At 43.2% G+C, this 18,630-nt stretch carries 26 protein-coding genes, 2 other RNA genes and 1 pseudogene; 9 read left to right on the plus strand and 20 right to left on the minus strand.

Features of this window, described 5'->3' with window-relative positions; genetic code table 11:
- Positions 1-68 precede the first annotated feature (68 nt).
- Positions 69-386 carry an outer membrane protein assembly factor BamE gene (gene bamE, locus ABXS85_RS10000; RefSeq protein ID WP_353666387.1) on the plus strand — a complete coding sequence of 106 codons (318 nt, stop codon included), beginning with the start codon at positions 69-71 and terminating at the stop codon, positions 384-386.
- On the opposite strand, the gene ABXS85_RS10005 is transcribed toward bamE, so the two are convergent.
- Genes ABXS85_RS10005 through ABXS85_RS10015 form a run of 3 tightly spaced genes read right to left on the minus strand, consistent with a single transcriptional unit; the run spans position 383 to position 2,460 of the window.
- Positions 383-667, minus strand: coding sequence for an RnfH family protein (locus tag ABXS85_RS10005; protein ID WP_353666388.1), 285 nt, complete (start codon positions 665-667; stop codon positions 383-385). The two genes, bamE and ABXS85_RS10005, sit on opposite strands and share 4 nt — an antisense overlap.
- A 1-nt stretch (position 668) precedes the next feature.
- Positions 669-1,100 (minus strand): type II toxin-antitoxin system RatA family toxin, encoded by a 432-nt coding sequence (locus ABXS85_RS10010; protein ID WP_353666389.1) that lies wholly within the window; start codon positions 1,098-1,100, stop codon positions 669-671.
- Position 1,101: 1 nt separating this feature from the next.
- Complete coding sequence (locus ABXS85_RS10015; RefSeq protein ID WP_353666390.1) at positions 1,102-2,460, minus strand: sodium-dependent transporter; 1,359 nt, start codon at positions 2,458-2,460, stop codon at positions 1,102-1,104.
- Between the two features lie 172 nt (positions 2,461-2,632).
- Between ABXS85_RS10015 and smpB the strand changes: the two genes are divergently transcribed.
- The 4 genes from smpB to ABXS85_RS10035 all read left to right on the plus strand — a co-directional run bounded on the left by smpB (position 2,633) and on the right by ABXS85_RS10035 (position 4,428).
- Positions 2,633-3,112, plus strand: a complete 480-nt coding sequence (smpB, locus tag ABXS85_RS10020; RefSeq protein ID WP_353666391.1) for an SsrA-binding protein SmpB — start codon at positions 2,633-2,635, stop codon at positions 3,110-3,112.
- 64 nt (positions 3,113-3,176) lie between these two features.
- Positions 3,177-3,539: a transfer-messenger RNA gene (ssrA, locus tag ABXS85_RS10025) on the plus strand.
- A gap of 184 nt (positions 3,540-3,723) precedes the next feature.
- Positions 3,724-4,026 carry a type II toxin-antitoxin system HigB family toxin gene (locus tag ABXS85_RS10030; RefSeq protein ID WP_353666392.1) on the plus strand — a complete coding sequence of 101 codons (303 nt, stop codon included), beginning with the start codon at positions 3,724-3,726 and terminating at the stop codon, positions 4,024-4,026.
- A gap of 33 nt (positions 4,027-4,059) precedes the next feature.
- On the plus strand, positions 4,060-4,428 hold the full coding sequence (locus ABXS85_RS10035) for a helix-turn-helix domain-containing protein (protein ID WP_353666393.1): 369 nt from the start codon (positions 4,060-4,062) through the stop codon (positions 4,426-4,428).
- A 117-nt stretch (positions 4,429-4,545) separates the two neighbouring features.
- Here ABXS85_RS10035 and ABXS85_RS10040 read toward each other — a convergent pair.
- From ABXS85_RS10040 to ABXS85_RS10070, 7 genes are all read right to left on the minus strand, one after another.
- Positions 4,546-4,608, minus strand: an RNA gene (locus ABXS85_RS10040) — hammerhead ribozyme type II.
- Positions 4,607-4,870: a hypothetical protein gene (locus tag ABXS85_RS10045; protein WP_353666394.1), complete on the minus strand. Its 264-nt coding sequence runs from the start codon at positions 4,868-4,870 to the stop codon at positions 4,607-4,609. The genes ABXS85_RS10040 and ABXS85_RS10045 overlap by 2 nt, the downstream gene beginning before the upstream one ends.
- Positions 4,870-5,025 carry a hypothetical protein gene (locus ABXS85_RS10050; RefSeq protein WP_353666395.1) on the minus strand — a complete coding sequence of 52 codons (156 nt, stop codon included), beginning with the start codon at positions 5,023-5,025 and terminating at the stop codon, positions 4,870-4,872. Before ABXS85_RS10050 ends, ABXS85_RS10045 begins: the two co-directional genes overlap by 1 nt.
- A gap of 9 nt (positions 5,026-5,034) precedes the next feature.
- Positions 5,035-5,232 (minus strand): hypothetical protein, encoded by a 198-nt coding sequence (locus ABXS85_RS10055; RefSeq protein ID WP_353666396.1) that lies wholly within the window; start codon positions 5,230-5,232, stop codon positions 5,035-5,037.
- A gap of 10 nt (positions 5,233-5,242) precedes the next feature.
- The gene (locus ABXS85_RS10060) at positions 5,243-5,440 is read right to left on the minus strand and encodes a hypothetical protein (RefSeq protein ID WP_353666397.1); all 198 of its coding nucleotides are present in this window, start codon (positions 5,438-5,440) and stop codon (positions 5,243-5,245) included.
- Between the two features lie 10 nt (positions 5,441-5,450).
- Positions 5,451-6,719, minus strand: coding sequence for a DUF3164 family protein (locus tag ABXS85_RS10065; protein WP_353666398.1), 1,269 nt, complete (start codon positions 6,717-6,719; stop codon positions 5,451-5,453).
- A gap of 10 nt (positions 6,720-6,729) precedes the next feature.
- Positions 6,730-6,954, minus strand: coding sequence for a helix-turn-helix domain-containing protein (locus tag ABXS85_RS10070; RefSeq protein WP_353666399.1), 225 nt, complete (start codon positions 6,952-6,954; stop codon positions 6,730-6,732).
- Positions 6,955-7,137: 183 nt separating this feature from the next.
- Between ABXS85_RS10070 and ABXS85_RS10075 the strand changes: the two genes are divergently transcribed.
- Positions 7,138-7,866 (plus strand): LexA family transcriptional regulator, encoded by a 729-nt coding sequence (locus tag ABXS85_RS10075; RefSeq protein WP_353666400.1) that lies wholly within the window; start codon positions 7,138-7,140, stop codon positions 7,864-7,866.
- A 744-nt stretch (positions 7,867-8,610) separates the two neighbouring features.
- A pseudogene (locus ABXS85_RS10080) lies at positions 8,611-8,835 on the plus strand (tyrosine-type recombinase/integrase); the annotation flags it as partial.
- Positions 8,836-8,913: 78 nt separating this feature from the next.
- On the opposite strand, the gene ABXS85_RS10085 reads toward ABXS85_RS10080, so the two are convergent.
- The 4 genes from ABXS85_RS10085 to ABXS85_RS10100 all read right to left on the minus strand — a co-directional run bounded on the left by ABXS85_RS10085 (position 8,914) and on the right by ABXS85_RS10100 (position 11,423).
- The gene (locus ABXS85_RS10085; protein ID WP_353666401.1) at positions 8,914-9,240 is read right to left on the minus strand and encodes a type II toxin-antitoxin system RelE/ParE family toxin; all 327 of its coding nucleotides are present in this window, start codon (positions 9,238-9,240) and stop codon (positions 8,914-8,916) included.
- The gene (locus ABXS85_RS10090) at positions 9,240-9,515 is read right to left on the minus strand and encodes a type II toxin-antitoxin system Phd/YefM family antitoxin (protein ID WP_353666402.1); all 276 of its coding nucleotides are present in this window, start codon (positions 9,513-9,515) and stop codon (positions 9,240-9,242) included. The genes ABXS85_RS10085 and ABXS85_RS10090 overlap by 1 nt, the downstream gene beginning before the upstream one ends.
- A gap of 236 nt (positions 9,516-9,751) precedes the next feature.
- Complete coding sequence (locus ABXS85_RS10095; protein WP_353666403.1) at positions 9,752-10,285, minus strand: NAD(P)H-dependent oxidoreductase; 534 nt, start codon at positions 10,283-10,285, stop codon at positions 9,752-9,754.
- A gap of 136 nt (positions 10,286-10,421) precedes the next feature.
- The gene (locus ABXS85_RS10100) at positions 10,422-11,423 is read right to left on the minus strand and encodes an aldo/keto reductase (protein WP_353666404.1); all 1,002 of its coding nucleotides are present in this window, start codon (positions 11,421-11,423) and stop codon (positions 10,422-10,424) included.
- Positions 11,424-11,498: 75 nt separating this feature from the next.
- Between ABXS85_RS10100 and ABXS85_RS10105 the strand changes: the two genes are divergently transcribed.
- A complete protein-coding gene (locus ABXS85_RS10105) occupies positions 11,499-12,485 on the plus strand; it encodes a helix-turn-helix domain-containing protein (protein WP_353666405.1) in 987 nt (328 codons plus the stop codon).
- A 115-nt stretch (positions 12,486-12,600) separates the two neighbouring features.
- Positions 12,601-13,017 carry a CBS domain-containing protein gene (locus ABXS85_RS10110; protein ID WP_353666406.1) on the plus strand — a complete coding sequence of 139 codons (417 nt, stop codon included), beginning with the start codon at positions 12,601-12,603 and terminating at the stop codon, positions 13,015-13,017.
- A 76-nt stretch (positions 13,018-13,093) separates the two neighbouring features.
- Here the strand turns inward: ABXS85_RS10110 and ABXS85_RS10115 are convergent, their stop codons facing one another.
- Genes ABXS85_RS10115 through ABXS85_RS10140 form a run of 6 tightly spaced genes read right to left on the minus strand, consistent with a single transcriptional unit; the run spans position 13,094 to position 18,396 of the window.
- A complete protein-coding gene (locus ABXS85_RS10115; RefSeq protein WP_353666407.1) occupies positions 13,094-14,836 on the minus strand; it encodes a GNAT family N-acyltransferase in 1,743 nt (580 codons plus the stop codon).
- Between the two features lie 21 nt (positions 14,837-14,857).
- A complete protein-coding gene (locus ABXS85_RS10120; RefSeq protein WP_353666408.1) occupies positions 14,858-15,298 on the minus strand; it encodes a YHS domain-containing (seleno)protein in 441 nt (146 codons plus the stop codon).
- Between the two features lie 10 nt (positions 15,299-15,308).
- Entirely contained in the window at positions 15,309-16,064 is a 756-nt protein-coding gene (locus ABXS85_RS10125) for an NRDE family protein (RefSeq protein WP_353666409.1), read from the minus strand.
- Between the two features lie 2 nt (positions 16,065-16,066).
- On the minus strand, positions 16,067-16,639 hold the full coding sequence (locus ABXS85_RS10130) for a hypothetical protein (RefSeq protein WP_353666410.1): 573 nt from the start codon (positions 16,637-16,639) through the stop codon (positions 16,067-16,069).
- A 45-nt stretch (positions 16,640-16,684) separates the two neighbouring features.
- Positions 16,685-17,818: a D-alanine--D-alanine ligase gene (locus tag ABXS85_RS10135; protein WP_353666411.1), complete on the minus strand. Its 1,134-nt coding sequence runs from the start codon at positions 17,816-17,818 to the stop codon at positions 16,685-16,687.
- Positions 17,806-18,396 carry a VTT domain-containing protein gene (locus ABXS85_RS10140; protein ID WP_353666412.1) on the minus strand — a complete coding sequence of 197 codons (591 nt, stop codon included), beginning with the start codon at positions 18,394-18,396 and terminating at the stop codon, positions 17,806-17,808. Before ABXS85_RS10140 ends, ABXS85_RS10135 begins: the two co-directional genes overlap by 13 nt.
- Between the last annotated feature and the right edge of the window lie 234 nt (positions 18,397-18,630).

Below are 18,630 nucleotides of genomic sequence, written 5' to 3' on the forward strand. Positions count from 1 at the left end.
GTCATTCTCTATTTCGATCTTGTTGATAATTACTTTATCATTAGCATACCAGACTAAGGATAATACAAATGAAAAAACCAGTTTTAATTTTATGTACCGCCATGACGCTTAGCGCCTGCAGTCTTTTTCCACCGCCTTACAAAGTGCCAGTTGCTCAAGGCAACCTAATAACACAAGAGCAGTTTTCACAGCTCGAAATCGGCATGTCAGAATCACAAGTGACATATCTACTGGGCAATCCAATGATCAGAGACACTTTCAAACCCGACGAGTGGCACTATCAATACACTTCTCTCTATGCCACCCCAGAGACAAAAAAGAGCGAGATCACCAATTTAGTTCTAACGTTTGACAATGGCGTATTAACAAACATTAAAAACAACTAAGCCTTAGAGCTTTTTGCTGCTCGGTTGGCCCTAGCCTGTTTAGGGTCAACTTTTAGCTCACGATACAACTCAACTCGCTCACCTTCTTTTAGTGCTTGCTGATCGGCATTGCGTACTGCTTTACCAAAAATACCCAGTTTAACACTTTCCACATCCAGTTCAGGAAAGAAGGCATTAATATTAGAACGCCTTACCGCCTCACGAACGGTGCAGCCTTCTTCCACTTCTAAAGATACAATTTTCTGCTTTTCCGGTAGAGCGTAAGCCACTTCTACTCTCATATTATTCACCATACACGACTTTCGCACGCTTACTGAAAGAATCCACCATGGTATTGGCAATCTGACTAAACACACCACCAAAAGCAAACTTAAGCATGCCGCTTAATTCAAAATCAATACTCAAGGCAATTTTACAGCTGTTTGGCGACACTTCCGTAAAACTCCATACACCATGCAAACGCTTAAATGGCCCTTCCACTAACATCATCTCAATACGACGATGCTGCGCCAATAAATTTTTCGTAGTAAACGCCTGCTTTACGGGCCCTTTACCCACTTCCAATGAAGCCACTATTTCGGTCGGAGTTTGCGATATTAACTTAGCACTTAAACAGCCCGGTAAAAATTCAGGGTAAGCATTAATATCATTCACTAAATCATACATTTGCTCACAAGTATAATTAACATGAGCAAAACGCTCTATATGACTCAAACTAAGCTCCTATCCAACCTGCCAAGGTAATCACCACCATAGCAGGGATACTGATGTATTTTAACGTTCTATACCACCATTCAAAATGGTTACTTTGTTTGGTGATCATTTCATTTTGCAACATGGTACGAGGAATAAACCAAGCCACTAATACAGATAACAAAATCGCCACTACAGGCAATAAGATCATTGAAGTAATTTCGTCCAGTAATTCAAAAAAGTTCAAATCAAAGACAATTTTGTTGTCCCAATGATTAAAAGACAACAACACAGCAATACCAATAAACCAAACTACAATACCCAACAACAAAGCCGCTTTTAAACGAGCGATGTAAAACTTTTCATGCAACCAAGCAACAAACAATTCCAGCATGGAAATGGCAGAAGTTAACGCCGCAATCACCAATAAAGCAAAGAACACTCCTGCCACAACTTGACCTGCAGGTACACCACCAAAAATAATAGGCAAAGACACAAAGGTCAGACTCGGACCCGCTTCCACATCGATTTGAAACGAAAAGACCAAAGGAAAAATTAACAAGCCTGCTAGCAGTGCCACTAACAGATCTACACCAACCACTATGCCACATGCTCGCGTAATAGACATACGTTTACTCATGTAAGCACCGTAGGAAAACATGGCCCCCATACCCACACTTAAACTGAATAAAGCCATCCCCACTGCCGCCAACACCACATCAAAGGTAATGTCTTGCCAAGACCAGGCAAACATAAACTCCAATGTTTTTGTCATATTGCCTATGGAAATAGAGTAGGCGGCTAAACCAACCAAAATCAGTATCAAGGCGGGCAACAATATACGCACCAAAGCCGACAAACCTCGCGTAACTGATTGACCTACGGTTAATACCACCAGCACCATAAACACAGAATGCCACAGCAACATTTCCGTTGGATTTGCCAACAACCCCTCAAACATAGCTTCAGCGCCAAGCTGACTGATGTCTTTAAATTGTCCTGACAAAGCGCGTTCTAAATAGGCAATGGACCAGCCCGCAATCACACTGTAAAAGGTGAGAATGAGAAAGCCGGAAATACCGGCAAGCCAAGGTACAATCACCCAAGCTTTATGGACAATGCGACGTTCACTTAAATCATTCACCGTATCAATTGGGTTAGAACGAACCGTTCGACCTAATGCCACTTCTGCTACCAAAACAGGCAAGCCCACCAGCAACAAACATAGACAATACACCAATAAAAAAGCACCGCCACCGTTTTGCCCTAGTACATAGGGAAACCTCCAAATGTTTCCTAAGCCGACTGCCGACCCACTGGCCGCAAAAATAAATATCCACGGACTTGACCAAATACCTTGTAAACATCGACTTTCAGGCATAAATATAGGCTCTAATAAAACAACTTAGACATTTGAGCAAGCATAGCTTTCCTAGATGACGCACACTTTGCTCAGATATAATTAGTAAACAGATGTGAATTTTCCAACATTCGGACGCATACCTCAAGAAAAGCATAGGTTTTTGATTCTATCGACCGTATAATTTTCAACTATGAGTAAAGTTAAGAAAAAACCCAAAAGCACTGGCACCATCGCCCTCAACAAACGCGCTAAGTACGATTACTTTGTTGACCAGAAATTTGAAGCTGGCTTAGCCCTAGCTGGCTGGGAAGTAAAAAGTCTACGTGAAGGCAAAGCGCAACTTGTGGATTCCTTCGTTGTGATTCACCAAAACGAAGCTTGGTTGGTGGGAGCACGCATTACCCCATTATTGAGCGCCTCTACCCATGTGGTGTGTGAACCCTTGCGCCAACGCAAACTCTTGCTCAACCGCAAAGAGCTTGACCGCATCATCCAAGTCACCGAGCAGAAAGGTAAAACCTGTGCTGCCATGGCTTTGTATTGGAAAGGCAACAAGATCAAATGTGAAGTGGCATTGGTGACAGGTAAGAAAGACCACGACAAACGTGACACAGAGCGAAACCGCGACTGGTCTCGTGACAAAGAACGCCTGATGAAACACAAAATATAACCTGTGGAATCATAGGATCTGACTAGCGAAAGCCGCAAGGATTCGTTAGAATGGCCGCAACTTCGGGGATGACATGGTTTCGACGCCGGTTACAAAACCTGAGGTGCATGTCGAGAGCGATACGAGATCTCGTAAATCCACTTGTATCATTTAAATAGTCGCAAACGACGAAAACTACGCTCTAGCAGCTTAATAACCTGCTAGTGTGCTGCCCCCAGGTTGCTTGTAGCCCGGGATTCCGCAGTATCATAAATTACAAGATGCTATCCGATGCCCTGCCTGGGGATAAGGATCTAAGATTAATCAGGCTCGCCGATTACACCCTGTCCTTCGGGCGGTAATAGGTCAAAAAATAGAAGTGACTAAACATGTAGAGCCGATGGCAGAGGACTGACGGACGGGGGTTCGACTCCCCCCATCTCCACCAAATCGCAATAAGCCCTAACGACGTCAGTCGCTAGGGCTTTTTATTAGCTCGCAACTTTTATTGCATCTATGCACATCAACGAATACTTAGCTCTCTTTGCTTCATAAGTGTCTGATATTCATTCATAGTAATTCTTCCTACATCTACATTGCCATAGTCCCATTATGGGACTATTATTAACTTTATGAGAATCATCGCCATATCGACACTAAAAGCTTTCTGGGAAGAACAGCCAGAGCACATGGATGCGAAAGAGCCAACGCTTGCTTGGTATCGGCATGCCTTAGCAGCCGACTGGAGCGCACCGGCTGAGGTAAAGCAGGACTTCAGAAATGCCAGCATCCTCAAAGATGGGCGAGTGGTTTTCAATATAGCAGGTAACAAGTACCGACTGGTCGTTTGGATCAACTACGCCTACCGTGTGGTGTACATCCGCTTCATCGGTACTCATGCGCAATACGATAAAATTGATGCACAAACTATTTAATTACCCCAAAGGTAGATACGAGAGGTAAAAATTATGGACATCAAACCGATTAAAACTGATGCCGACTACCGAGCGGCATTAAAAGATGTTGAAAGTTTAATGATGGCAGGTCCTGATACACCTGAAGGTGATAAGCTGGATGTCATGGTCACGCTGATCGAAGCATATGAAGCCAAGCATTTTCCATTGGATCTGCCAGACCCTGTTGAAGCCATCAAGTTTGAGATGGAACGTAAAGGCTTAACAGTAAAAGACCTTGAGCCCATGATAGGAAAAAGCAACCGAGTCTATGAAATTCTCAATAACAAACGCTCGCTTACGCTCAAAATGATCTGGAAGCTTCATGAAGGCTTGGGTATTCCTGCTGAATCCTTAATCAAGCCACCGCAAGCACAAGCTTAGTCTTAATGCGAACATAAACAGCTTGATGACTTGGTGGCGATCACCTCAGACAACAAAAACTACCGTGATATGACCATCCCACTGCAAGGCCTAAGCAAACTTAAAATAATTGGCCGTGATTAGCTGCTCATCAGTGCCTAGCCACTACGCTAGGCAGACGCGGCGAACCGCGTTTCGCTTAAATAGCAAAAGAGGTTTTCACAAATTCCAAGCCATCTATCTTTTTGTATTTGCGTTGTATAGATGCGAAGGTTTTAAAGAAGGGTTCGTACCACTCGATTTTCTTATCCAAGTCTTCAAAGTCCTTTTTGGCTCTACGCTTTCCAAAATCCTTCTCGATCCTTTTCATTTGAGTAGTTGAATAAACAGACCTAAAGCGTTTATTCCAAAGCTGCTCGACGATAGGATCGTAGTGGTCGCCAGCCCAGCCCATGGATTGCATCAATTCACCATCGATAAAAACGCAAATCGCCAGTACGTTCTCTTTGATAAAACGTTTTCCAGTGCTATCTCTTTCTCACCTAGTTTGAATTTGACGACTCCCATAGAACCTTTAAGCGCCTTTCCGATTTCTTCCCATTGCTCTTTGCTGATCATGTTTTTCTCCTATTGCACTTGCATTCGAACAGGTTTAATCATTTCTTCATCTGCGATGGCGGCATTTAAAAAATCCGCCTTAAATTGCTGGCCTTCGATGCCGTGAATCGTCTTGATACAGACTGTTGCTAGGAATGAAGAAATGTCACTAATTTCACTTTCGCATTCATTCATTAATGTTTCGAAAGCACTTAGGGCTAATTTCATATGTTCTTTTTCATGCTTGTCTCCTTGGTGGTTCAATCATGTAGCCAATGCCATTAAGATAAGCGCCAACGTATTCAGGTGTTTCCAGCTCGCTCAGATTCGCACTGGCTAAGGCAATGACATGCATTAGGAACTGTCTGTATTCGCTCACCGCTACGGGTTGATTGAGTGCAGCTTGCGCCGCATTTTGAATGTCGTTATCAGCCATAAATCACTCCTTAAAGAGATGCGATATCTAATGAGATAGGTTTGAATTGGTCTGTATCACCAACTCGTTCATAAAAACGCACATAGCTTTTACTGCCGACGGCGATATACGCATCTGATATGATCGCTAACGCTTTAATCCAACGCTCATCGGTAATAGCAAATAGACGAAGGCCCCGAACACGATCCGTTTGAATTTCTCCATTTCCATCAACATTGAAAAAATCATTAACGAATAGCTTTAGTTCTGGCTTTGCCCCTTCACTTAAATCTGATAGATATTCATCTATAAGTGCTTTTGCGGCCTGCAAACGCTCATCAAACGCCATTTTTTTATTAACTGATCTTTGCACCTTGTATCTGCCGTCAAAGCTATAAAGAGTAATATTTCCTTGCTTTCCACCTAGCTTCACCCCGTACTCTTCAGCTGACATTTCAACAAATGCAGCGATGTCTCCAAAGGCGCAAGCTTTGAAATCTGCCATTTCTTCATGAAGCACTTTCACTTTTCCTATTAGCTCATTCACGAAAGAGTCCCGTGCTTGATCAATTGGTCTAATCATGTTTTCCGGTACAAAGTGGCCTTCAGCATTGACGCGCATACCTTCTGGCACCTTGATGAAAGTTTCTTGTTGTTGGTTAATGGACATTGTGGCTCTCCCATTCGATGTTGCAGTGGTGAACGTTGGCTCTTCTTGGCGCAAGTAGTCAGACTTAATAAAGTCCCACGCTTCTGGCGTGATATACGCAAAACGGTTTTTACGAATGCTCGTGGCCGCTTCTTTGTTCTTTGGCAACAGGACGGGCAACCAGTCCGCTTCATCAAAGTTCTTTAAGCTAGAAAACTCACGACGCACGCTGGCGAATGCCACACCAAATTCTTCGCACACAGACTCATAAGCCTGCATCTTTGGCACACCGCTGTTAATCAACTGGCTCAAAACCGTGAGATAAGACAGCTTCGCTTTTGCCTTGGCTTGCGCTTTGTTGCCTGCATTATTCCAGCGTGACCATAGCGCCTCGCGGCAATAACGATCCGACTTGGCTTTTCCCGTAGGAATATCTAAAACCTTATCGCCAACTTGGAGTTTTCCAGCGCGTTTGTATAACGCGGCTTGAGCGGCGACAGGCAAGATGCTGATATGGTATTCAAACGCTTTTGTGCCTTCGCGTTTGCGTTTGGTTGCCTCTGTTGATAGTAATTCAAGTCGAGCGCGTACATTGCTCACGTCCGTTGGGAATCCGTTTACACCTGCACACTCTTTAGCTGATACCCACATAGCAGCCTCCTTATGCGCATTTATCTGCGTAACGGGAAGGCCATATAACTTTAGGCGATACACCTATTTTTTTAGCTATGATTGCCTCACATTTTGGGTACTTGAAGCGCAAAGCATTTCTCAGTGTTGAACCTGCTAAATTGTTTTCTTTTGCTAATTGCTCGAAGTTCGTACCAGCTTTTTCAAGTGCGGCTTTAATATCTGCTACGTGCCAATCTCGATTGATTTCTTTCATCGTGCTACCCTTATGTGTTACATATCTGCGCAAACAACTAACGCTGCGCATTTGTGTTGCATATACTAGAACAGAAAAATACGCATTTCAATAGGCTTGCGCATTTTTATTTTATCTGGTGCGCATTTAAATATTTAAAAAGATTTCCTTTTATGTCAAACACTTACGAAGAAAAAAGCACTGATGAAGCAAAAGATGCGATTTACTCTATCAAATGAAGCAATAAATTGCTTTCCACATCGCTTAAAACAGACAATAGGCAACACATCAATTCGCACTTTTGCGAAGAAATGTGGCGTCTCCGAAGCTGTGGTGCGCAATTATCTAGCGGGAAAAACCTTTCCATCTTTGGATAAACTGGCGCTAATGGCTGAAGTTGGAGAAAAGAGCTTAGAGTGGCTATGTTCAGGATCATCCAATTACCTGTCAGGTGAGGGTGTTGAGGATCTATCCAATTACCTGTCAGGTGAGGGTGTTGAGGATCTATCCAAAGAGTTCGCCCTAATTCCTGGATATACAATTCAGGTTTCAGCAGGTCATGGAGCATTAAACACTGACAACCTAGAATCTAGTAGGTATTTAGCGTTCCACCGTAAATGGCTTAAGTTCAGAGGTTTTTCTGAGAAGGACTTGGCAATTGTGTGGGCAAAGGGGGATAGTATGGAGCCAACTATAAACAACAATGATATTTTGGTTGTGCATGTTGGTCGTAAGATACCGCAGGATGGTCATATCTACATATTTAGGGATGAGACACAATTGTTTGTTAAACGCTATCAGAGCATCATAGGTGCCTGGCGTTTGATTAGTGATAATCCAATGTATACGCCGCTGGATATCAAACGAGAAGAACAGCATCAGTTTGAAGTCATCGGCCAAGTCGTTCACATCTCAAAAGACATCGGCGACTGATTAAAGGTTTAAACGGTGTTTAAAGATTCGTTGTGCATCCGTTGCCGTTGCTCAACTAACAAGACTCAAAATGCCAATTTTAAAACCACTGCTCAAACTAGCGTAATTTTTCCACGCTGCTAAAATGCAAACGGGGCCAACGTCTAAACAGACCTCAACCCCGCTAATTCACTGGCTCTCTAGTTTTAAATCCCGTTCATTCTCTATGAATCCCGTTTAATCCCTAGATTGATCATTTAAGTAGTCCTTATACATAGAGACTGGAACCCCCTTCCTTCTAAATATAGAAATCAACCATATAGGAGCCAGCACCTTGGAAAATGAAAGTGAATTAACGATCCCATTCTCATATGTGAATCTGAATGGAGACTTATGCAAAGAATTTTTGAAGATTATCAAATTACCTGAAGAGTTTATGTGTGCTGTTAGCTTTAGAACAATTAGGAGAAGCTAGATATGGCCATTAAAAAAATCTCTACAGGTTTCGAAGTTCGTTTCCGTGTTGCTGGTCGTGGCAGTCGTGAATATAAGCGCACCTTTCCCACCAAAGGCGAGTGTGAACGCTTTATGCGTTACACCATTTCCCAACATGAGACCCAATTCGATGAAAAGCCTTGGTTAGAGAAACCCAAGGACAACCGTAAGTTATCCGAGCTTATTGATATTTGGGACGACATACATGGTCACTTTTTGAAAGACGGCAAACGCATCCAAGGAAATAACCTGTTTACCTTCTCAATCTCGGCCTTTCGTCGTGCCTTGAAACGCACCAGCATAGAACTGCCAACAGGCCAAGCCAGCCACGCATTTTCTTAAAAGAGCCGTCACACCTTCGCGAGCCACTTCATCATGAACGGCGGCAACATCTTGACCTTACAAAAGATACTAGGCCACACTGACATCAAAATGACCATGCGCTACGCACACCTAGCGCCGGATTATCTGAATTTATGCTTTCTTACTTTATAAATAGAAAAATCTATATTTACGTATTTTAGTAAACTTGGTTAAGAAGCCTGACAACAATCCAGCACGCCCAATCACCATTTATGCTTGAAGCAAGCGACGCTGAAGAAGTGATTGCATATCACGTCGGCCATCAACAATTGCCATCACATAAACATGCTTGCCAATGACTCGATAAATAATACGGTAGGGCTTGCAATAGAGCTCTCGATACTCTCGCAGTCCTACAGAGAGCAACTCATTTGGGTAGGCTCCGCGCTCTGGATTGTCCGCTAGGCTTGAGAATGTCTCCTCGATTTTGTCGAGAAGATACTCTGCTTTTTCGGGCGCATTATGAGATTCAATATAGTCGTATAAATCTTCAAGATCGTAAGCAGCATCGTCTGTAAGAAATATCTGGTAACTCATTAGCCATTCTTGTTCCGGCTACGCAGTTTAGCAACAACATCTCTCGCAGACTGAACATTTCCCTCATCAACCTGACGCTGGCCAAGTGCCAATATCTTAAGCAACGCCATCGTCTCTTGTGTTTGCTCATAACTTTTAATGTCCTGCATTACCGCCTTGGCCTCACCGTTTTGCGTGATCACTATGGGCTCCATCTGAGTAGACAGGTTACGTATGACTTCTGCAGCATTGGCTTTCAAATAACTAATTGGTTTGATTTGATCTGATAATTTCATAAGCACCTCTAATTAGGACCAAATATAGACCGTAAAAAGGTCGCCAGTCAATTTAAACAGTTCTCTACTACCATGTCTCGAACGACTTTTTATACTGATAATAGCAACAAAACATCCACTTTTATCTGAAACTAAAAACAGGCACCATCCATTATTCCTTGACGAGTTGAGCACGAAAAAAAGCCCTAACGACGTCAATCGTTAGGGCTTTTTTCATTTTAAACGCTCTATATCTATTAGGCCTTCAGTGTAAACGCCTGTGATAACGCATCTTTTAGGGATGCATCCATGTCTGCGTCCTTCATTACACCCGCTTCGGAATCAAACACTTCGTAGAATTTAGGCACGGATAGTGCGGCTTTTACATCCGCGGCAAAGTAAGGTGCAGAAGCTTGCGCCGATGCCAATACGCTGGAACCGCCCATTGAACCTGGAGAAGAGGCCAGCAATACCATTGGCTTGTTTTGATATACTTTCATATCGATGCGAGACATCCAGTCGAACAAGTTTTTGTACGCTGCTGTGTATGAGCCATTGTATTCTGCAAAGGAAATGATCACGCCATCTGCACTGCCAATCTTGTTGAAAAATTGGGTGGCCAATTCAGGCATGCCTTCTTCATTGCGCTCTGGACTGTATATCGGCATTTCGTAATCATTGATGTCTAGAATTTCAACTTCCGTTGCCTCGACCAATGACGATGCATACTGAACAAGCTGCTTGTTAATGGATTTTTGGCTATTGGTAGCTGCAAAAGCAAGTAGTTTCATGTTGTCTCCATTTGATGTGTTTGAATCACAAATCTCGTTCGACGAGTTGATACCACTCACTATAAATAAATTAGGTTAAGAAATTAATAATCGGATGGTTAAATCATCATTTCTGTTTTCTCAATAATGACACCTCTTACCAAGCATAAGCTTCTGGAGCTGGCTGATTTCTTAGTTGCTTGCCAGCTTGAATAGGAAATAATGTGTCTAATTGAGCTAAAGTATCATGGCTCAAATTCGCTTCAAGCGCTGCTTGCAAACCGTTAAATTGTGCCACAGTTCTGATACCAACAATCGCGCTGGCGACCGCAGGGTTAGCTAAAATCCAAGCGATGGCTAAAGCGTTACCAGACATATTCAAGGCTTTGCAAAGAGCATCATAGTCACGTAATTTTGGCTCATATATGGCTTCATCTAAGCCATACCAATCCATTACCGCTCTCGCACGCGAATCTTGTCGACTACGCTCGCTACCGGCAAGTAAACCTCCAGCTAATGGCATGTAAGCCAGTATCCCTATGCCAAAATCCTCTGCACATGGCATTAAATCCAATTCAGAATAACGACAAATTAAGCTATACATGGTTTGTTCAGAAACAAAACCCAAATGGCCTAATTGAGCCGCTTGCATTTGGTGTTTTGCCAATCCCCAGCCATTGTAGTTACTTGCACCAGCGTAAATCACCTTGCCCTGATTCATCAGACGATGAAAGCTTCCCCAAAGCTCTTCCCCACAAATGGTTCGATCCAAATGATGCACCTGATACAGGTCAATTCGATCCGTTTGCAGGCGAGACAAAGACTCCTCGATTTGTTTATGTATTTTATAAGCCGACAAACCCGCTTCTTCATTGGGTAAATGTGGAGCAGGTTTTTCTTGATATACCTTTGTCGCTAATATAATACGATCTCGCTTGGTTGGATTTTTCGCCAGCCAGTTCCCAATAATGGTTTCACTCGCCCCCCAATTCGGATTGCCATAATCATTAGAGGTGTCGATAAGATTAATTCCCATATCGAGCGCCATATCGAGAATGCGATGACTCTCTTTTTCTGTCGCAGTCACACCAAACGTCATAGTACCTAAGGTAATCGGACTGACTTTAAGATTGGTTCTACCTAGTTTTCGATAATACATTTGGGGATAACGCCTTTTAATATTGAAGGGAAATTCATAATGACTAAAGGCTAAGAAATAAATACTATGGCGTAAATGACAATAAAGAACGATATTCTGCCAATGCACTTTACTAGACGTATTTACTTTGTTCTCTACCCTAACTCTGCATTGCTCGATTATTCCGGGCCATCAGGTGTTTTTGCTGTAGCAAACGAACTCATTAAAGATACTGTCTACTCGCTTCATTGCGTTTCATCCACAGGCGGACTCATTCGACAAAATACCAATGTTTATATTGATACCTTAGCATTTGACCAAACAGAGTTAAGCATCGAAGACACCGTTTTAGTCATGGGCGCTCCAAGCTCGGCCATACAAGAGGCCATGGCCGACCCTGCCATCAAACAATATCTTGAGTACTCCAGTCAGACATGTGGTCGTTATGGCTCGGTTTGTACGGGTGCTTTTATATTGGGTGCGGCAGGCCTTCTCGATCATAAACAAACCAGCACACATTGGGCGTCACAAAAGTTATTAAAAAACAGTTATCCTTTGGCAAGGGTGAATCAAGACGCTTTGTATACGGTGGATGGAAACCTTTGGACATCCGCAGGTGTAACAACGGGTATAGATATGGCCCTTGCTATGGTCGAACAAGACTTAGGACGATCAATCAAATCACAAGTCGCAAAACACTTATTGGTTTATGCTCAACGCGCTGGACACCAATCACAATTTAGTGACATCTTACTCGCTCAAACCCACCATGATGATAGGTTCGCTCCTTTGGTTGAATGGCTGCAAGAACATTTGCATCATCCAATAAAGGTGGAAGACATGGCACACTTTATGGCCATGAGTAGCCGAAGTTTTCATAGGCATTTTATTCATGCATTTGGTCAATCCCCAGCCAGTTTTTTTGTTCAACTACGTTTAAACCAAGCGCAAAAATTATTGCAGGCTGGCGTTCCTGTTACACAGGTTGCCTCCAAGGTGGGTTTCAAATCTGTGTCCGCTTTTCGTACTGCATTCAAAGATTTTACCGGCATAACGCCGAAGTTTTTCAGTGGACTTGAGTAATCTCTAAGGGAAAGATGCGAACCCTCTGTTAAACCAACAAATTCATCGAAATGATAGGCAATTCTGTTCATCTCCCTCTACACTAACAGTAAGCATTGACTGGGAGAAAATAAGTATGAAAACAGGCACACTCTTCGTAAGAGACATTATGTCCCATGACGCTTATTACGTTTACCCTGATACCAGCATAGTAGATTGCGTAAAAGGGCTAACCAAACGTCATTTAGCCGGTGCTCCGGTGGCAGATAGACAAGGCCATTTGATTGGTTTTGTATCAGAACAAGATATTTTGCCTGCGCTAATGCAAAGTGCGTATTACAGTGAAGAGCCGAAGGACGTTAATTCCGTCATGAAGACCAATGTGCTCAGTGTCAGTCCGAATGATCATATTATCGAAATTGCTAAAATGATGTCTGAACCCAAACCCAAAATGTACCCTGTTGTACAAGAAGGACGTATTATTGGCATCATTACGCGTTACCATGTCACGAAAGCTTTACTCGCCGATCTGGAAATGGCTGTACCAGTTTAAGACAACTCATTGATCTGCTTAGTTGCAAATCGACACTGTCACAAGGAACAACACAATATTCCTTGTGACCCTGCTGTTAATCATCTGTGTTCAGAGTCTGATGGTTGAGATAACTCTCAGCCTGGGTTCTGTCCATGTATTTTGTTAATATTTTTAGTGGCACTTTGGTTAAGTCGACCATAATCAGGCCGTCTAATGCATCATTAAAATCATGATCCAGATTGAAACAGATCAATTTGCCATTCATTTTAAGGTATTGTCTGAGCAATACAGGCAAGCCTTTCCCTTGCTCCATGCGCGCCAATATTTTGGACAAGAGTTCTACACTGGTTAACGCTGACAAAAGATTCGGCTGCCAAAACTCCGCTGTATCCTTAGCCAAAGGCGTAGTTGCTTTAACTAGCTTGGCTCTTTGCTGATCATAATGATGCAAAGACAAGGTTTGCATCATAAGCTGTCGTGCGCAGTTGCTGTAATCTTTACTGATACTGACTGGTCCGAATAAGTGGGTGTATTGCGGATTACGCGATACTATTGTGGCAATGCCTTTCCATAACATCAGCAGAGAATTCAAGTTCTTTTGATAGGCCTCGGCCACCACCGAACGCCCCACCTCAATACTCATGCCCATACTGGCCAAAAAGCTTTGGTCATATTGAAACAAACTGCGTGAATACAAAGCTTGCAGACCTTTCTGCTCAAGTAACTGATCAACAAATCCAAGGCGATAGGCCCCAACAATTTTTTTATCCGCGTTATGCCACACAAACAATTGTTGGTAGTAATAATCGTATTCGTCCAGATCACAGGCTAAACCACTGCCTTCACCTACCGCACGAAAACTTAGCTCTCTAATGCGTCCTATTTCCTGCATTATATTGGGCAGTTGCTCGCGTCCAGCACAATACACAGCAAAATCCCCTTGCTCCAATAGCAGGGCCTCTACTGGCAAAGTTGCGATGTCATTTAACAAATTTTCAGTCGCTACAGGCGCTATCACCTCAGGCAAATTTGCTTGCCCTTTATCAGAGGACAATAAATAGGTGTTAAGGCGCAAATAATGCACCAAATCCTTCTCTTCATTGAAGCCTTTGAGCTCAGAGTAATCAATCGCTTGACCAATTGATAAACGAATTTTTGAGGCACGCTTATTGAGCAATTCTTTGGCCAACATCGCGGTTCTCAATAAGGGATGAATTCGCCCAGCGCGATAAAACATAGGGCTGTTTTGTCCATCAATAAAGATAGGCACCACAGCGGCTTGGCTGCGATTGATAAACTTAGCAACCGAATGACGCCATTCGGCGTCTGCCAATACCCTACTGCCTTTAGGATAAGTGGATACTTCTCCAGCAGGAAAGATAACCAACACGCCACCATCAGCCAAATGTTGATTGGCCTCGCGAATTGCCATACTGTTGGTTTTCGCAGCTTTACTGCCACCAAACACATTCACACCGATAAAGAGGTCACGAATTTCAGGTAAGCGTTTGAGCATTTCATTTGCCAGTACTTTTACATCTTGACGTACACTGGCCAACAAATCTGCCAATATTACACCTTCAATGGCCCCCAACGGATGGTTAGCAACGATCACAACCGGGCCTTTTTGGGGAATGTTCTGCAAAGAACCCGAAGCCAGTTGATAGTCTATTTCCAATGCTTTGAGGGTGTAATTCATAAACTCAAAACTGGACTGAGTGGGGGTTCGTTGCTGGTACAAGGCATCCAACTTACTCAACCCAGTCAGCCATTCTACACATTTTTCAGCAAGACCAAATGGTGTGACTCTGGGCAAACGAAATGGGCTATCTATCATCTTCTTCTCTCTTTTCTTGACTTACTTTGGCATCATTTCTGGCCAGTTTTGGTCCGCTTGAGTGATGTGCAAACTACGATCATCATCCCATTTTTGTTTTACCGATTTGTTATAGTTGAGATATAACTTGCCATCGACAATCGCCCATTGTTTTGGATCCGATGAAGCAAATCCCTTGTTTGCAGAGACAGCCCAAGCACAATAGCCACCATATTGTGGTGCGTATTTTTCAGGTTCAGCTAAAAACATGTCCAAATGCTGTTGCAAAGCAAAATACCAATCGGCTCCCTTGTACTCGGTTTTGAATTTGCTACTGCCTTCAACCGCTTCTTGCTCGGTAAAATATGCAACCGTGTCGTAACCACTGAGGGCTTTATTACTAAAGAAACCCGTTGAAATGGGATCTTCTGCCCACACCAATTGGCTGACAAAAAGACTGACAATGACGATAAATTGTTTCATTACATACTCCTTAGGAAGCCACCGACATAGCGGTTTGTTTGGATAAGGTAAGACGATTATTCGCTAGACTGCTTGGCGTCAAATAACGACAAGGTGAGCCAGCCACATAACTCATGTGCTGCTCGGTAGATGTCACAGAGACATGCGTAAAACTAACGGTTTGCGCATCGTCACGATGCATACAAACCGATTTATAAAGTTGCTCTTTATGGTGATGACAATGAAATGCCAAGTGCAGCGCTTGATCCATATTGTCCGCCACCATATCTTGATAAGCTTGGTGTCGATATTCACTGACGTCGGCTAACTCAACAGCAGAGGAAAAAACGGGAGAGTGCATGCCATCAATCCACAAGTTCTCACCATTCCAATGAAAGGCTCGCACTGGGTTTTCTTGTTTACCTAGATCAAGGTCAAAAGCCAATAAAATAAAAGGCGCAAACTCTTGCAGCTCAACCTTGATAAGGGCTTTTTCAACTTCCGCCGTATCAATATGTTTGGCCAAACGACTGAGCAGCAGACCACGACTGGTCAATGGAGGTGGCGGCATCTTGCCTTGATAATTATTTAATAAACATAAACTTAACCCTGCATCATTAGTGCTAATCCAACTGCCTTGTCCTACGGGATCAATTGGCATCATCACTTTCACTCCTGCCAACTCAGTCACCCTTGGAGGCAAGGCTTGAGCGCGCGTTATTTGCTCATCGCGATTAAAATAAATCTCATAGCCTGTCGGCGAAATTGACCAACTCACAGAACACATAATTAAGCCTTCCTCATGTAAGACAAAGTGGCCGCTGCGTAACCGAAATCATATTGGGTCTGACCACCCAACAGATTGACCACCACCTTAGTCATGGCAAAATGATGATTGGCATGCAAAGATACGAAAGTCAGTTCGCGCTCTAATGTCGAGGACATCGCAGCGGATTGGCAACCACAAACAGACACTTCCGATAACACCTGAACTGACTGCTTGATATCGTTTAATTCAAGCTTTTCCAACCTATCAATTAATTGTTCTGTCTCTAAAATCGCCTGATAACGACAGCTCTCCACTAGGTGACCACGCCGCCTTTGGTTATAGTCAATAAGGTTTTTATCAAGCCCTCCTGTCCCCATAACCAGCAGCACCTGATACATATCCAACAAATGACGAAAATGTTCACCAATACTGCTATCCACATAGGGTTTTGCTGTGCCTTGATACATTTCATCCGTTAAATCCGATAAAAAGTTTCTGCCTTGCTCTAAGGTATCAATCGCACCTTGAACAACAGCTAATTCACGCCCCATCAGAACCTTTTCAGCGGTACTTTTATTCCATTTGGATAGCATAAATTTATCTCTCCTTGTGTCTTTGTCAAAGAACGAACCCATCACTTAATCCGTTGCTGGATATTGTTCTGTTAAACGCTTTTCTTCACGCCACGCACTAAGCAATTCCTTCAATGAAGGTGGCTGGTATCCCTGCTTTTTTTGTTTGGCACCAATAGCAAACAAAAGGCGATACTGCTTGAGCAGCACACTAAATATGCTGATCAAGGAAGCATTTCTGTCCCAAATATGAGCCGCTTCGCTACTGGCTCCATTGAGTTCCAAAATGGTGAATTTTTCTCCCTGCATAAAGTCATGCAAGTTATCGAATTTGATGTCCAAACGGCCGTAGTAGTAACCTTTTACGTCCTTCAGAATATGATCTAATTTGCGCGTGAGTGATTCGGTGATGTATTGATTACCATCTCGAAAAATGGAACCACGACTGTGACTGCCGGCAAACGCCAGTTGGAATTCCTCACCTTGCGCAGGCACCCAATTCAATAAGGCTTGATGACGTGGCAAGTAGAGATGAGCAAGCTGACCCGCTCTCGGGTCCTGTCGAATCAGTTCTTCTAAAGTGAGTCGCCCATCGCCTACTACAGACGGAGCGTATTTCAGAGTAATGGAGAAAATTTCGCCACGCTCTGCATCAGGTTGACGCACATAAAACACACCTGCTTCCGCCTTATAAGGCGCTTTTTGCTGCAACACAAATCGAGCCTCTTGTGGAAAAGCCATAAAATAATCCACAAGTTGTTGTTCTGATTTCAATAATTTCACACCAACACCACGACACCCTAGATCCGGTTTAGCGACTATTGGCCAATTGAGCTTAAGTTCAGTGAGCTTTTTCAGTGTGTCTTCTACTTGTGTCCTAATGGCATCAGAAGTTTTCTCAACAGTGCAATAAGGGGCGATCCAAGGCCGAGCCGTTTCTCCAGCGAGACTCATAATGTCGTGCTTCGACTCACCCACCATGCCACTAAGTTTAATGCTAGGATTGGCAATTAACGGCAAACGCAAATCCCTGTAATACAAGGCTTGAAACAAACTTTGCACTACGACTGGTGTATAAAAAAACCAAGTGGGCATAAATTCAAAAGGCGATATAGCACCTTTATCATCAGCCTCTAACAAGGGCATCCCCCCATTGACTCGATGTGCTGGAATCAACTCAATGCCTGCTAATTTTTCCACTGAAGCCCTCTCAAAAAACTCAACTTTATTAATCGATTCACCGCCAACAAAACAACCAATGACCCAACAATAAACCACCATTGATAGGCCGCTATGTCTAACCAAGCTTGGCGACCAAACCAGTAAATCACACCGAATACCAAACCTGTCCAAAGCGAGGTGGCCAACAAGACCACCGCCAAAAATTGCCAGATAGGAAGGGCAATAAAACCTGCCAATGTGAACCCTAAGGTTCTAAAACCGGGAATAAAACGAATCACAAAAAGATTAAGCCTTTGCTGATGTTGAAAACGTCTTTTGACCATTTGAAAGTAGGGCATTTTATAAAGACGCCATCTGATCCAGCGCCATCGTTTTGCGCCACGACCCAAGGCATAAAGCCCTAAATCACCTGTCGCAATACCAAGAAATATTGCCAACAAAGCCAACGACACAGGCATATCACCTTGTACTGCCATGACAGCGGCACTGACAATAGCCAAATCCTCCAATAAATAGGACATCAGAACGATGCCAATAAACATCACACCCAGCGATGAGGAAGACTGAATTAATAAGGTATGCAACGCGTCTAGCACTCTTTTTCCCTTGGATAATCTGTTGGGTACTTAAGTGTTAGTCGTACGTAATGTGAAAATTGTTACAACAAAATTATGTTTAATCGAAATGAACGACGTTACTCAGATTCTCTGCACTTCAATACGGCTTTAAAGCAAGCCTCTTTCTCAGTGTTAATGTGGCGATGAGCCTATCCAGCAACATAGCTCAACAAAACAAGGCGTATTGCATAATAAACAACGTTAATGTTATGT

The sequence above is a fragment of the Marinomonas sp. THO17 genome (assembly GCF_040436405.1).
Taxonomy (GTDB): Bacteria; Pseudomonadota; Gammaproteobacteria; order Pseudomonadales; family Marinomonadaceae; genus Marinomonas.